This window comes from Micromonospora sp. NPDC003816, from assembly GCF_042874705.1.
GTDB lineage: Bacteria > Actinomycetota > Actinomycetes > Mycobacteriales > Micromonosporaceae > Micromonospora.
On the sequence record NZ_JBIANP010000004.1, the window covers coordinates 101,137 to 114,603 of the forward strand.

At 72.3% G+C, this 13,467-nt stretch carries 12 protein-coding genes and 2 pseudogenes; 8 read left to right on the forward strand and 6 right to left on the reverse strand.

The annotated features are described in order from the left end of the window. The first annotated feature begins 51 nt into the window (after positions 1-51). Together ACFYTT_RS16095 and ACFYTT_RS16100 are read left to right on the forward strand one after the other, a co-directional pair. Complete coding sequence (locus tag ACFYTT_RS16095; RefSeq protein WP_236145890.1) at positions 52-1,266, forward strand: aromatic acid exporter family protein; 1,215 nt, start codon at positions 52-54, stop codon at positions 1,264-1,266. 18 nt (positions 1,267-1,284) lie between these two features. Further along, positions 1,285-2,787, forward strand: coding sequence for a PrsW family intramembrane metalloprotease (locus tag ACFYTT_RS16100; RefSeq protein WP_357210252.1), 1,503 nt, complete (start codon positions 1,285-1,287; stop codon positions 2,785-2,787). 16 nt (positions 2,788-2,803) lie between these two features. Here the strand turns inward: ACFYTT_RS16100 and ACFYTT_RS16105 are convergent, their stop codons facing one another. Continuing rightward, positions 2,804-2,971 carry a hypothetical protein gene (locus ACFYTT_RS16105; protein ID WP_162854396.1) on the reverse strand — a complete coding sequence of 56 codons (168 nt, stop codon included), beginning with the start codon at positions 2,969-2,971 and terminating at the stop codon, positions 2,804-2,806. Positions 2,972-3,132: 161 nt separating this feature from the next. Beyond that, a complete protein-coding gene (locus tag ACFYTT_RS16110) occupies positions 3,133-3,471 on the reverse strand; it encodes a co-chaperone GroES (RefSeq protein ID WP_131057469.1) in 339 nt (112 codons plus the stop codon). Positions 3,472-3,587: 116 nt separating this feature from the next. Here ACFYTT_RS16110 and ACFYTT_RS16115 point away from each other — a divergent pair, with 116 nt between their 5' ends. After that, positions 3,588-4,940, forward strand: coding sequence for an AI-2E family transporter (locus ACFYTT_RS16115; protein WP_387260440.1), 1,353 nt, complete (start codon positions 3,588-3,590; stop codon positions 4,938-4,940). A 34-nt stretch (positions 4,941-4,974) separates the two neighbouring features. On the opposite strand, the pseudogene ACFYTT_RS16120 reads toward ACFYTT_RS16115, so the two are convergent. Both ACFYTT_RS16120 and ACFYTT_RS16125 read right to left on the reverse strand, forming a co-directional pair. Next, positions 4,975-5,652 (reverse strand): annotated as a pseudogene (locus ACFYTT_RS16120) (ATP-dependent DNA helicase); the annotation flags it as partial. 117 nt (positions 5,653-5,769) lie between these two features. Further along, positions 5,770-7,203: pseudogene (locus ACFYTT_RS16125) on the reverse strand (ATP-dependent DNA helicase); the annotation flags it as partial. A 67-nt stretch (positions 7,204-7,270) separates the two neighbouring features. Between ACFYTT_RS16125 and ACFYTT_RS16130 the strand changes: the two are divergent. From ACFYTT_RS16130 to ACFYTT_RS16145, 4 genes are all read left to right on the forward strand, one after another. Then, positions 7,271-7,777, forward strand: a complete 507-nt coding sequence (locus ACFYTT_RS16130) for a DUF402 domain-containing protein (protein ID WP_131052739.1) — start codon at positions 7,271-7,273, stop codon at positions 7,775-7,777. Between the two features lie 58 nt (positions 7,778-7,835). Continuing rightward, on the forward strand, positions 7,836-8,768 hold the full coding sequence (locus tag ACFYTT_RS16135; protein ID WP_387259945.1) for a PPK2 family polyphosphate kinase: 933 nt from the start codon (positions 7,836-7,838) through the stop codon (positions 8,766-8,768). 129 nt (positions 8,769-8,897) lie between these two features. Then, positions 8,898-9,524, forward strand: coding sequence for a DUF47 domain-containing protein (locus ACFYTT_RS16140; RefSeq protein ID WP_131052737.1), 627 nt, complete (start codon positions 8,898-8,900; stop codon positions 9,522-9,524). 4 nt (positions 9,525-9,528) lie between these two features. Then, positions 9,529-10,533 carry an inorganic phosphate transporter gene (locus ACFYTT_RS16145; RefSeq protein WP_176095356.1) on the forward strand — a complete coding sequence of 335 codons (1,005 nt, stop codon included), beginning with the start codon at positions 9,529-9,531 and terminating at the stop codon, positions 10,531-10,533. A 62-nt stretch (positions 10,534-10,595) separates the two neighbouring features. Here the strand turns inward: ACFYTT_RS16145 and ACFYTT_RS16150 are convergent, their stop codons facing one another. Continuing rightward, positions 10,596-11,564: a Gfo/Idh/MocA family protein gene (locus tag ACFYTT_RS16150; protein ID WP_387259949.1), complete on the reverse strand. Its 969-nt coding sequence runs from the start codon at positions 11,562-11,564 to the stop codon at positions 10,596-10,598. A gap of 76 nt (positions 11,565-11,640) precedes the next feature. Between ACFYTT_RS16150 and ACFYTT_RS16155 the strand changes: the two genes are divergently transcribed. Then, entirely contained in the window at positions 11,641-12,486 is an 846-nt protein-coding gene (locus tag ACFYTT_RS16155) for an NUDIX hydrolase (protein ID WP_387259950.1), read from the forward strand. 6 nt (positions 12,487-12,492) lie between these two features. Here ACFYTT_RS16155 and mshD read toward each other — a convergent pair whose 3' ends face one another. Then, on the reverse strand, positions 12,493-13,419 hold the full coding sequence (mshD, locus tag ACFYTT_RS16160) for a mycothiol synthase (protein ID WP_387259952.1): 927 nt from the start codon (positions 13,417-13,419) through the stop codon (positions 12,493-12,495). Between the last annotated feature and the right edge of the window lie 48 nt (positions 13,420-13,467).

The following is a 13,467-nucleotide window of genomic DNA, read 5'->3' on the forward strand; positions in this document are numbered from 1 at the left end:
GCCATGGCGGTGGCCCGGGACCGACGATTCACCCTGCTACGCGGCAACCGCATGCGGGACGGCCTGTCGGACGTGGACACCCAGCGGATCGCGGAGACGGTGGCGCAACTGCACCACCGGGGCAAGGCCACCCTCAAGGACCGCCTGCACCGGGTCCGGATGTCGCTCGCCCTGGCCCTCCAGGCGGGTCTCGCGGCCGGGCTGGCCTGGGTGGCCGCGCACGAACTGCTGGGCAACCCGCAGCCGGTCTTCGCCCCGATCTCGGCGGTCGGCACCCTCGCCGTCTCGGTGGGCCAGCGGTTCCGCCGGACCGCCGAGCTGATCATCGGGGTGGGTGTCGGGGTGTTCGTCGGCGACCTGCTGGTCTATTTCCTGGGCACCGGTCCGTGGCAGCTCGCGTTGATCGTCACCTCGGCGATCCTGCTCACCATCTTCGCCGGTGGCAGCGTCGCCATCGTCATCCAGGCGGCGGCCACCGCGGTGCTGATCGCGACGCTCAGCCCCTCCGTCGAGGACCTGGAGATCCCCCGGTTCATCGACGCGCTCGTCGGCGGCAGCATCGCGTTGCTGGTCACCGCCGTCCTGCTGCCGCTCAACCCGCTACGGGTGCTCAACCGCGCCGCCCGGCCGGCCCTGGACCTGCTCGCCGAGCAACTCGACAACGCCGCCGACGGCCTGCGCGACCGGGACCGCGACCGGATCCAGGAGGCGCTGGACCGGCTGCGGAACAACAAGGAGGAACTGTCCGCACTCAGCGAGGCGATCGAGGGGGCGAAGGAGACCGCCCTGCTCTCCCCGGCACGCTGGCACCGGCGCAGCGAACTGACCCACTATGCGGAGGCGGCCGAGCCGATCGACCGGGCGATGCGCAACAGCGGCACGCTGATCCGGCGGGCCGTCACCCTCGTCGAGGACGACGAACCGGTCCCGGGGCCGATGCCGGACGCGATCGCACACCTCGCCGAGTCGGTCCGTCTGCTCAAGAAGGAGTTCGCCCAGGGCGAGGAGCCCGAGCAGGCCCGGGAACGGTCGCTGCGCGCGGTCAGCGAGGCCGGCCGGGCGTACGCCGAGGGGGTCGGGTTCTCCGGCAGCGTGGTGGTGGCCCAGGTGCGTACCACCGCCAGCGACCTGATGGTGGCGTCGGGGATCAGCCAGGAGGAGGCGAACCGGCTGGTCCGGCAGTCCTTCGGTGAGCTGGACCGGCCGGGTGCGCCGTCCGGCCCGGAACCGGCCGCCAAGGCGCCCACCGCACCCCCGGTCGGCTGAGCCGGGGGCGGTGTGCCGATGCGCCGGGCCGGGTGGGCTCGGCATGACTACGCTGACCGCATGGCCGACACCCCGTCCGGCGGATACCTGCCGCCGTCGCCTCCCGTGCCCGGCGCGCCACCCGGTGGCCCCGGTACGCCCGGCATGCCGCGTCGCCGGTTCCGCTGGCGGCGGGCGCTGGTGCTGGCCGGGGTGATCCTGGTGATCGCGGCCAGCGCGATCTTCATCATCTTCACGCTCGGTGCCAGTCTCGGCGGGGAGGCGTTGCTGGTCGGTACGGCCGCCGCGATCCTGCCGGTCCCGGTGCTGGTGGCCTGCTTTCTCTGGCTCGACCGGTACGAGCCGGAGCCGTTGAAATACCTCGTCTTCTGCTTCGCGTGGGGTGCCTTCGTCTCCACCTCGATCTCGTTGCTGGTGAACGAGACGGCCGCCAACTGGTTCGACGACCAGGGACTGCCCGCCGGTCTGACCGCGGTGCTGGTCGCGCCGTTCATCGAGGAGCTGACCAAGACCCTCGGCCCGATCCTGCTGCTGATCTTCCGGCGGCGGGAGTGGTCGGGCATCACCGACGGGCTGGTCTACTGCGGACTCTCCGCGATCGGCTTCGCGATGGTGGAGAACATCCTCTACCTCGGCGGCCTCGGGTACGCCTCCGGCGTCGAGCAGTACGGCCCGGCGACCGGTGCGCAGCAGGTCATCGCCATCTTCATCGGCCGGATCCTGCTGTTCGGCTTCGCCCACCCACTGTTCACCTCGTTGGCGGGTATCGGGCTCGGTATCGCCGCCCGGGCGGCGGACCGGCGGGTCCGTTTCTTCGCCCCGGTCGCCGGTCTGCTGCTGGCGATGATGCTGCACGGCGCGTGGAACCTGCTGCCGACGCTGGCCGAGGCCACCGGCGAGGTGCTGATCTCGGTGGTCGGCATCGTCGGGGTGATGGTGCCGATCTTCTTCGGCATGGTCGGTTTCGCGGTCTGGCTGCGGGCCTGGGAGGGCCGGCTCACCGAGCGGACCCTGCCCGACTACGTCCGCGCCGGCTGGCTGACCCCGCCGGAGGTGGCGGCGTTGAGCAGCCTCGGGCGGCGGCACGCGGCCCGGGTGTGGGCCCAGCGGGTGGGTGGCGAGGCCGGGCTGCGGGCGATGCGCGGCTACCAGTTCGCGGCGACCCGGTTGGCGCTGCTGCGCGACGGCGTGACGCGGGGTCTGGACCGTCGGCCCGCCGACCGGGAACGGACGGCGCGGGAGGAACGGGAGCTACTGGACTCGATCAGCCTGTACCGGTCGTACTTCGTGGGCCGGGATCCGCAGACCCCGGTGGGAGTCTGGGACGGCGAGCGGTACCACCTGCGCTTCCCGGACGGCTCCCAGCGGGCGGTCGAGGCACCGGACGAGCCGGTGGTGCCCATCCCGGTGGTGCTCACGCCGCCGCAGCCACCACCGCCGCCCGCCTACCCCGCCGGGTACGGCCCGTACGGCTGGCACGGGCAGCACCCGCCCGCGCACTGGCCGCCGGGCCACCGCTGAGCGGACGGGTGCCCGGTCAGGCCATCAGGCTGGTCAGGAAGTCCCCGAGCCCCTGCGCCATCATCATCAGGGCCGCTCCGATCGACCGGAACATCTGGGCGGCGCCCTCCGGCCGGAAGGCCATGAAATAGATCAGGAACGCGAGGCTGCCCCAGGCCAGCACCTTCTTCACGAATACCGGCATCGTCCCTCCCCAGGGCCGGTGGTGCGGCTGGCTTCCCGCCGGGGAGCGTGGCAAACGACGCGGACGGTGTCAGTGCCGTCCGGGGACGGTCGGGCAGCCCACGAGGGGCGCAGTCGTCGCCGGGTGTCCTGGTGCCTTCGGGTGTCTCGGTGCCGCCGGGGTCACAGATAGAGCCCGGTGGCGTCCTCCTCGACCCGCTCGGCGGCCACCGCGTGCACGTCGCGCTCGCGCAGCAGCACGTAGCCGCGCCCGTGCAACTCCACCTCCGAGCGGTCGTCCGGGTCGAAGAGCACCCGGTCGCCGGAGACGATCGAGCGTACGTGCGGCCCGACTCCCACGGCGGTGGCCCAGGCCAGGCGCTTGCCCACGGCCGCGGTCGCGGGGATCACGATGCCGGCGGTGGAACGGCGCTCGCCCTCGCTTCCCTCCACCCGCACCAGCACGCGGTCGTGCAGCAGCCGGATGGGCAGGCCGGAGTCGAGATTCGGGTCCGCTGTCACGCCGCAGACGCTACCGTGTCGCCTCCGGCGCGCCGCCGGTGGTCACCCGGGTTGGGCAGCCGTCCGTGGGGGCAATGTGTGGCGGAAGTTTGCCCTACCGTGGAGCGGTCGGACGTATCCTGTCCGCCCCTGGCGCCCATGCGCGGGCCGAAATCTGCCTGGAGGTGCCCGTGAGCCGGTTCGAGCGGATCCGCAGCCGCGTGCGTCGCGCGTACGAGTCGGGTCGGGATTCGGTGCGTACCGCCCGGAACCGGCCGCCGGACGTCCCGGAGCCCGCCGCTACGGCCTCGCCGTCGCGGCCCGGTCCGGTGGCGTCGCCGACCGCCACCGTGGTCGACGAGGAGTCCCCGGAGCCCGGGCCCGCCTCCACCTCCAGTCGTGACGACGCGGACGTGCCGCACGCGTTACGCATCGCCGCCGGCTGGTCGTGGCGGTTGATCGTGGTCGGTGTCGTGTTCTGGGCGCTGGTGAAGGTCGTCAGCACGATCAGCATCGTGATCATTCCGCTCGCCGTCGCCCTGCTGCTGTCGGCGTTGCTGGCGCCTGCCGTCGGGTGGCTGCTGCGGGCCCGGTTCCCGAGGTCGCTGGCGACGGCGGTGGTGCTGGTCGCCGGCCTGGCCGCGGTGATCGGCACGTTGACCCTGGTGGTCAACGAGTTCATCAAGGGCGTACCGGAGCTGGCCGCGAAGTCGACCCAGGGCCTGCAACAGATCCAGGACTGGCTCAAGACCGGGCCGCTGCACCTCTCCGACAACGACCTCGACCGGTACATCGAGGAGGTCCAGCAGTTCGTCAACAACAACACCGAGCGCTTCACCAGCGGCGCCCTCTCCACCGCCGCGACCCTGGCCGAGGTGCTGACCGGCACGGTCCTGGTGCTCTTCGCGGCGTTCTTCTTCCTCCGCGACGGCACCGTCATCTGGCGGTTCCTGGTCCGGTTGCTGCCGGTGGCGGCACGCTGGAAGGTCGACGACGCCGGCCGGGCCTCCTGGGCGACCCTGGGCGCCTACGTCCGGGCCACGGTGCTGGTCGCGTTCATCGACGCCGTCGGCATCGGCATCTTCCTCGTCATCTTCGACATCCCGTTCGCGTTCCCGCTGGCCGCGCTGGTCTTCCTCGGTGCGTTCATCCCGATCGTCGGCGCCACCCTCTCCGGTGGCGTGGCGGTGCTGGTGGCGCTGGTCGACAGCGGCCCGGTGACCGCGCTGATCATCCTCGGCGTGGTGATCGGCGTACAGCAGGTGGAGGGGCACATCCTCCAGCCGCTGATCATGGGCCGGGCGGTGGCCATCCACCCGCTCGCGGTGATCATCGGGCTGGCCGCCGGCGTGGTGCTCGCCGGGATCACCGGCGCCCTGGTCGCCGTGCCGTTGATCGCGGTGCTCAACACGGCGGTCCGCCGCCTCGCCGCGCGCACCGTGCCGGACACCCCGCCGGACGCGGTGGTCGTCGCCTCCCGCGCTCCCTGACCCGCAGCGCCGGGCCGGGCCCTGCCCGGCCCGGTCAGTCGGCGGCGAGCCGGGTCAGCGCGCCCTGGACCACCTCACGGCGGGTCGTGTACCAGAACGGCGGCAGCGACCGGCGCAGGAACGGCCCGTACCCACGGGCGGTCTCCAGCCGCGAGTCGAGCACCGCCACCACGCCCCGGTCACCATTGGCCCGGATCAGCCGCCCGACCCCCTGGGCCAGGCGGACCGCCGCGATGGGGACGCTGACGGCGGCGAAGCCGGAGCCGCCCTGGGCGTCCACCGCCGCCGCCCGCGCGGCGGCCAGCGGCTCGTCCGGCCGGGGGAAGGGCAACCGGTCGATCACCACCAGTTGGCACGAGTCGCCGGGCACGTCCACCCCCTGCCACAGCGACATCACCCCGAACAGGCAGCTCGACCGCTCCTCGCGGAACCTGCGCACCAGCAGCGGCAGCGCCTCCTCGCCCTGGAGCAGCACCGGCAGGTCGGTGCGTGCCCGCAGCAACTCCGCCGCCTGCTGCGCGGCCCGCCGGGAGGAGAACAGCCCGAGCGTACGGCCACCGAGCGCGGTGACCAGCGAGAGCAACTCCTCCCCGGCGGCGTCCGGTAGCCCGGAGACACCGGGCCGGGGCAGGTGCGCGGCCACATAGAGGATGCCCTGGCGGGGATAGTCGAAGGGAGATCCGACGTCCAGCGACCGCCAGCCGGAGCCGGAGTCAGTCGCCGCGCCGGACCCGACGGGAGCGCCGCCCGACCCGGTCTCGGCGGGGGCCGCGTCACCCGGTGCCGTCCGGGGTCGACGGGTGGTGTCGGCGAGCGCGGCGGCGGCCGGCGTCGGCGGGGTGGGCGGCGGCGCGTCCAGACCCAGGGCACGGGCCACGGTGTCGAATCGCCCACCCAGGGCCAGGGTCGCCGAGGTGGCCACCACGGTCCGCTCGTCGTAGAGGTGGGTGGCGAGCGTGCCGGCGACCGAGAGGGGCGCGACGACGAGGGCCCGCCGCCCGGTGTTGTCGTTGCGCTCCACCCACGCCACGTCGTGCTCCGCCTCGTCCAGCAGCCGCTGGGCGGTGGTGGAGAGTTCGTCCAGCACGGACTTGGCCTGCTGTTTGCGTACCGGGTCGGGGTCGTCGGCCTTGATGTCGCCGATGCCGTCCAGCGCCGCGCGGGTCGCCGCGTCGAGCAGCGTGCAGGCATTCCGCAGCGGGTCGGGCAGGCCGTCGGTGATCCGTCCGGCCGGTGCCTCGGCCAGCCCGACCGCGAGGGCGTCACCGGACGCGGTCAGCGCCTCGGCGGTCTCCGGCCGCAGCAACGGACGGGCCCGCCGGGCGGAACGGTCGATCAGCTCCGGGGTCAGCTCGGCCTGGGCCGCGGAGGAGACCCGGTCGGCCAGCTCGTGCGCCTCGTCCACCACCAGCAGCTTGTGCGGCGGGACGATGTGCCGTCCGGCGAGCATGTCGACGGCGAGCAGGCTGTGGTTGGTCACCACGATGTCGGCCTCGCGGGCGCGGGCCCGGGACGCCTCCGCGAAGCACTCCGCGCCGTACGGGCAGCGGCTCGCGCCGACACACTCCCGGGCCGGCATGGAGACCAGCCGCCAGGACTGGTCGTCGACGCCGGGGTCGAGTTCGTCCCGGTCACCGGTGTCGGTCTCCATGGCCCAGTCCCGCAGGCGCTGGATCTGCTTGCCGAGCCGACCGGCCTCGCCCAGCCACTTGGCGCCACCGCCGGGGCGCTCGGTGGGGGCGTCGAAGAGGGTGTCCTCCGGCTCGTCCTCGTTGGAGTTCTCCAACCGGGCCAGGCAGAGGTAGTGGTGGCGGCCCTTGAGCACGGCGAAGGTCGGCCGCCGACCGAGCACCGGCTCCACCGCGTCGGCCAGTCGCGGCAGGTCGTGCTCGACCAGTTGGGACTGCAACGCCAGGGTGGCGGTGGAGACCACCACCGGCCCGTCGACGGTCAGGGCGGGCGCCAGGTAGGCCAGGGACTTGCCGGTCCCGGTGCCGGCCTGCACCAGCAGGTGGTCGCCGGAGGCGACGCACTCCTCGATCGCCGTGGCCATCTGCTGCTGCCCGGGGCGGGCGGCCCCGCCGGGCACCGCGCCGACGGCGGCGGCCAGCAGGTCGGCCCCGCCGGGCCGGTCACCTCGACGGCGGGCCTTGGCGCGGGCGGAGCCGGTGGCGGCGCGGGGCGGAGTCACCGTGGCACGGTACCCGGCGGGGCTGACGCGGGCCGTACCGATCGGCCGTGTTGCGGCGTCACGGTGCGACACATATCTCCCCGTCGTCCGGTAACTTCCTGACGGCGACGGGTGGGCGAAATCGGTTAGGGTGCGACTCATGCCGAGCGACGTGGTCCGCGTGATCTACCGCAAGTACGACGGCAGCGCCCACCGCGACTACCCGGCCCGCCGACTGACCGAGGACGACCTCGGGGTCTGGCTCGGCGTGTCGGCCGGCACCAGCTCCGTCTACCACGGCCGCCCGTCGGTCGAGCAGATCCCGTTCGTGCTGCTCGTGCCGCATCACGCCTGGTGGACCGGCATGTTCAACCCGCCCCCGCGCACCAGCGAGGTCTACTGCGACATCACCAGCCCGGCCCGCTGGGACGGCGAGGACACGGTGCACCTGATCGACCTGGACCTGGACGTGGTCCGGCGGCGGGAGACCGGCCTGGTCGAGCTGCGCGACGAGGACGAGTTCGCCGAGCACCGGGCCCGCTTCGGCTACCCCGACGACCTGGTGGCGGAGGCCGAGGCGGCGGCACGGTGGCTGCTCGGCGCCCTGGGTGACGGCACCGAGCCGTTCGCCTCCTCGTACCGCAAGTGGTTGGCTCTGGTGGTCTGAGCCCGACCGGCTCCGGCGTCGCCGCGCGCCACCACCGTCGGCGCGCGATGATGCTGCGATGGGCGACGACGGTGGAACTGACGTGGTGGCGCCGATCGGCGGCACCGTACGCGACCTGCTCCGGGTGCCACCCGGAGCGCCGGTCGACCTCGGGGCGACAAACCCGCGCGCGACGCCCGGGTTGCCCGGCTCGGAGGTGACCGGGCCGGATCGCAAGGGGTGGGCCCGTCGGCAGGTCAGGTACGTCGGTGCCGGACTGGCCCGCCAGCAGGAGATGCTGTTCGCGGGTGCGAAGGCCGACCCGGGGTCGGGGCGGCGGGTGCTGCTGGTCCTCCAGGCGATGGACTGCGGTGGCAAGGACGGCACGGTCAAGCGGGTGGTCGGCGCGATGAACCCGCTCGGCGTGCACATCCGGGCGTTCGGGCCGCCGACCGCCGAGGAACTCCGACACCATTTCCTGTGGCGAATCCGACAGGCGCTGCCGCCGGCGGGGCACCTGGGGGTGTTCAACCGCTCGCACTACGAGGACATCCTGGTGCCCCGGGTGCAGGAACGCGCACCGGAGAACGTCTGGCGCCCCCGGTACGTCGAGATCGACGACTTCGAGCGGGAGTTGACCGACGACGGGGTGGCGATCGTCAAGGTCTTCCTGCACATCTCCCACACCGAGCAGGCGCGTCGGCTGCTGGCCCGGCTGGACGATCCGACGAAGCACTGGAAGTACCACCCCTCCGACATCGACGCCCGCGCCCGCTGGGACGACTACCAGTCCGCGTACGCGGAGCTGCTGGGCCGCGCCGGCAGCGACGCCGCGCCCTGGTACGCGGTGCCGGCGGACCGGAAGTGGTACCGGGACTGGGCGGTGGCGCACCTGCTGCGTGAGACGTTCGACACCCTCCCGCTGGGGTATCCGCCCGCGGACTTCGACATCGCGGGGGAACGGGAGCGATTGCTGAGGACAACGGGTCTGCTGAAGGTGAACGGAAGTTGAACGAGCGGTGAATGGCACCTGGCCAGGGGTGGGCCGCCGAAGGTCCGCTCGGGGGGTTCCCTAGCATTCCCTCAGCAGGGCGCCGGACGGCGGCTGCACCCCTACCACCGACACGACGAGGTCCGTGCTGTGAGGTTTTCATTTCGCCCCAACGAGGGCGCCTTCTACGAGCTCTTCACCAGGGCTGCGCAGAACCTGGTCCGGGGTACCGCGCTGCTGAACGAGCTGGCCCTGCCCGACGTCGAGGTGCAGTCGGTCAGTGAGCGGCTCACCGAGGTCGAGCACGACAGTGACAAGATCACACATGAGTTGTTCAAGAAGATCAACTCGACCTTCGTCACTCCGTTCGACCGGGAGGACATCTACCGGTTGGGGTCGCTGCTGGACGACGTGATGGACCACCTGGAGGCGGTCGGCAACCTGCTCTACCTCTACGGGCTGACCAAGCTGCCCTCGCTGCCCCGGGAGATGCACGAGCTGGTGCACGTCCTCGACCAGCAGGCCAAGTTGACCGCCGAGGCGATGCCCCGGTTGAAGTCGATGAAGGACCTGGAGGACTACTGGATCGAGATCAACCGGCTGGAGAACGACGGCGACCAGGCGTACCGGATGCTGCTGGTGCGACTCTTCTCCGGCGAGTACGACGCCTTGACCGTGCTGAAGATGAAGGAGGTCGCCGACGAGCTGGAGGCCGCCTGCGACGCCTTCGAGCACGTGGCGAACACCGTCGAGACCATCGCGGTCAAGGAGTCCTGATCCTGTGAGTCCCGAGCTCATCGCGGTGCTGGCGGTGATCGGGGTGGCCCTGGTGTTCGACTACACCAACGGCTTCCACGATGCCGCCAACGCGATCGCGACCAGCATCTCCACCCGGGCGCTCACACCCCGGGTCGCGCTCGCCATGGCGGCGGTCGGCAACTTCATCGGCGCGCACTTCGGCGCCGAGGTCGCCAAGACCGTCGGCAGCGGGCTGGTGGACCTGCCCACCGGTGTGTCCAGCCTCGGTATCGTCTTCGCCGGTGTGATCGGCGCGATCACCTGGAACATCATCACCTGGTACTTCGGACTTCCCTCGTCCTCCTCGCACGCCCTGATCGGTGGTCTGGTCGGCTCGACCGTCGCGGCCTCGGGCACCGTGCTCTGGAAGGGCATCGGCGAGAGCGTGATCATCCCGATGATCCTCTCGCCGATGGTCGGTTTCATCCTCGGCTACATCGCGATGATCGCCGTGCAGTGGATCTTCCGGAAGGGGCACCCGGGCAAGCTCAACCGGGGCTTCCGCTGGGCGCAGACCGCCTCGGCGGCGGCCATGTCGGTCGGCCACGGCATGCAGGACGCCGCCAAGACCATCGGCATCGTGGTGCTCGCCCTCTTCGTCGGTGGTTACCAGGACGACGCCACCTACATCCCGGAGTGGGCGTTCTGGACCTCCGCCGCCGTGCTGGCCGCCGGCACGTACGCCGGTGGATGGCGGATCATCCGGACCCTCGGTCGGAAGATCATCGACCTGCGCCCGCCGGAGGGCTTCGCGGCCGAGACCGTGGCCAGCGGCGTGCTCTACTTCAACGCGCTGGTGCTCGGCGCGCCCATCTCCACCACGCACACGATCACCTCGGCGATCATGGGCGTCGGGGCGACCAAGCGGCTCTCCGCCGTGCGGTGGGGCGTGGCCGGCAACATCGTCGGCGCCTGGATCCTGACGTTCCCGGCCGCCGGTTCGATCGGCGCGCTGATGTACTTCATCGTCCGCCCCCTGTTCAGCTGAGATGAAAGGAAGGGTCCCCTGCTAACGCCTCGCGTATAGCAGGGGACCCTTCCTAACATCGCTCAGAGGTAGGAGACGCCGATCTGGGCGCGGACGTCGTCCAGCAGGGTCATGATCTCCAGGGTCGCCGAGTGCGGCACCAACGGGCTCTCGGTCAGCCCCTCGGCCAGGCAGCGCTGCACCTCGATCGCCTCGTACTGGTAGCCGTTGCCGACCAGCTCGGCGGTGATCGTCTCGGCCGGCGCGTCCGCCCGGTGCAGGGTGAAGCCGTCCGGCCGGAAGAACGGATCGGGCAGCTCGATCCGCCCGGTCGTGCCGACGATCGAGGCGGTCAGCCCGGTCGCCCCGACCATGCCGCAGCTCAGCGTGGCGACGGCACCGGAGTCGTACCCGAGCACGATGCCGGTGTTCTCGTCCGTGCCCTCCGGCCCCAGCTTCGCCCACGACCGAAGGTGCTGCGGCACACCGAGGATCAGGTGGGCCAGGCTCACCGGGTAGACGCCCAGGTCGAGCAGGGCACCCCCACCCAATGCCCGGGCCCGCATCCGGTGCTCGGGCGGGAACGGCCCGGCCACGCCGAAGTCGGCCCGTACGCCGGTGACGGTGCCGATCGCCCCCTCGGCGATCAGCTCACAGGCACGCAGGATGAGCGGGTTGCACCGCATCCACATGGCCTCCATCAGGAAGACGTTGCCCGCGCGCGCGATCTCCACCAGCTCGGTGCTGGTGGCCAGGTCGAGCGTGAACGGCTTCTCCACCAGCGCCGGCTTGCCGGCCACCAGGCAGGTGCGGGCCGCCTCGTGGTGGGCGGCGTGCGGGGTGGCGACGTAGATCACGTCCACCTCGGGGTCGGCGACCAGATCGTCCCAGGTGCCGTACGCCCGCGTCGCGCCGTGCTGCTCGGCGAAGCGCTCGGCGCTGGCGGTGGTCCGTGAGCCGACCGCGACCAGTTCCGCGCCCGGCACCAGGCGGAGGTCTTCGGCGAAGCGGGCGGCGATGTGGCCGGTGGCCAGGATGCCCCAACGAGTCATGGCGTGACGCTACCGAAGATCACCTCCGGGCGGCACCGCTGATCCACCGGCCGGGACATCGCTCTAAGCTCGGCGTATGACCCTGGACCGTGGTTATCCCGCGCCGCCCGCACTGGTGGAGCACGCCCGCCGGTTCCAGGCGTCGGGCGGGGTTCCCACGGTGCCCCGGACGGCCGCCACCGTGCTGCTGCTTCGTCCCGCCGACGAGGGTTTCGAGGTCTACCTGATCCGCCGGGTCGCGGCGATGGCCTTCGGCGGCATGTACGCCTTCCCCGGCGGCGGGGTCGACCCCTCGGACTCGACCGCGCACCTCGACTGGGCGGGGCCCGAACCGGCCGACTGGGGCGTACGCCTCGGCGTGCCGCCGCAGGCCGCGCAGGCGGTGGTCTGCGCGGCGGCCCGGGAGGTGTTCGAGGAGGCCGGGGTGCTGCTCGCCGGTCCGGACGCGGAACGGGTGGTCGGCGACGTCAGCGACGACGGCTGGGAGGCCGCCCGGGTCGACCTGGAGCAGCGCCGGACCGGCTTCGCCGAGTTGCTTGCCGCGCGGGACCTGACGCTCCGGTCCGATCTGCTGCTGCCGTGGAGCCGGTGGGTGACCCCGGACTTCGAGCCGCGCCGCTTCGACACGTACTTCTTCGTCGCGTTGCTGCCCGAGGGGCAGCGGACCCGGGAGGTCTCCGGCGAGGCCGACCACGCCCTGTGGATCAGGCCCGGCGACGCCTGCGAGCGCGCGGCGGCCGGTGAGTTGACGATGCTGCCGCCGACCCAGGTCACCCTCGCCGAGGTGGCCGCCTGTGCCGACCTGGCGGCGGTGGCGCGGGCGGCGGCGGCCCGGGACGCGGGCAGCCCGATCACGCCGGTCCTGGACCTCTCTGACGAGGCCGATCCCCGCTTCTATCTGGAGACCCCGCCGACGCGCTGACCCACCTCAGCCGAGGTGGTAGTTGACGTGGGCGGACCAGCGGGCGAACCCGGTCCGCTCGTAGAGCGCCACCGCGCCGGTGTTGGACTCGTCCACGTAGAGCATCACCCGGTCCAGCCCGCGCTGCTCCCGCAGGTACGCCAGCCCGGCCGTGGTCAGCGCCCGACCGAGCCCGCCGCCGTGCGCGGTGGGCTCGACCCCGAGTACGTAGACCTCGCCGATGCGCGCCGACCCTTCCCGCGCGTGCACCTTCGTCCAGTGGAAGCCGAGCAGCCGCCCGGTCGACGATTCGACGGCGAGCAGGAAACCGGCCGGGTCGAACCACGGCTCGTCGAGGCGTACGCGCAGGTCGTCAGCGGTCCAGCGGCCCTGTTCGGGATGGTCGGCGAAGGCGCGGGCGTTCAGGGCCAGCCAGGCGTCGTCGTCCTGACCTGGTCGGAACGCGCGCAGTTCCACCCCGTCGGGCAGGCGCGGCGGGTCCAGTGGTGCGGTCAGCGGTCGACGCAGTTGCCAGAGCACCCGGGCACGGCGGAAACCGAGGTCCACCGCGAGCGCGGCGGCCGACGGGTGGTCGCCGTGGGCCCAGGCGCGCAGTGGCCCGGTGGCGGCGACGACCATCTCGCGGGCCAGCGCCCGACCGATGCCGCGTCGGCGGTACGCGGGGTGCACCACGAGTTCCGCGCCGATCCCGTCGGCCGGGTCGCCGGTGTCCAGGTGGGCGTATCCGGTGAGGGTGTCGTCGTCGGCGCGGGTCAGCAGGTGGATCGCGGGTGCCCGCTCGTCGCGCAGCCGGAGCAGGACGTGTTCGTCCAACGGGTCCGCGCCGTCGGTGTCGCCCGCCGTACGGGCCAGCGCCAGCACCTCGGCGATCTCCGTGGGCCCGAGCCGTTCGGTGCGCTGGACCTGGTCGCCGGTCGATCGAGTGCCGCTCATCCCGTCACCGTATCCGGGTCACCGGCGACATCGCGGCGGTGGGCGGGC

Coding starts and splice junctions, on each gene's coding strand:
- ACFYTT_RS16095 (WP_236145890.1), top strand. CDS start 52: ATGCGGGACGGCCTGTCGGACGTGGACACCCAGCGGATCGCGGAGACG.
- ACFYTT_RS16100 (WP_357210252.1), top strand. CDS start 1,285: ATGCGCCGGGCCGGGTGGGCTCGGCATGACTACGCTGACCGCATGGCC.
- ACFYTT_RS16105 (WP_162854396.1), bottom strand. CDS start 2,971: ATGCCGGTATTCGTGAAGAAGGTGCTGGCCTGGGGCAGCCTCGCGTTC.
- ACFYTT_RS16130 (WP_131052739.1), top strand. CDS start 7,271: ATGCCGAGCGACGTGGTCCGCGTGATCTACCGCAAGTACGACGGCAGC.
- ACFYTT_RS16135 (WP_387259945.1), top strand. CDS start 7,836: ATGGGCGACGACGGTGGAACTGACGTGGTGGCGCCGATCGGCGGCACC.
- ACFYTT_RS16150 (WP_387259949.1), bottom strand. CDS start 11,564: ATGACTCGTTGGGGCATCCTGGCCACCGGCCACATCGCCGCCCGCTTC.
- ACFYTT_RS16155 (WP_387259950.1), top strand. CDS start 11,641: ATGACCCTGGACCGTGGTTATCCCGCGCCGCCCGCACTGGTGGAGCAC.
- mshD (WP_387259952.1), bottom strand. CDS start 13,419: ATGAGCGGCACTCGATCGACCGGCGACCAGGTCCAGCGCACCGAACGG.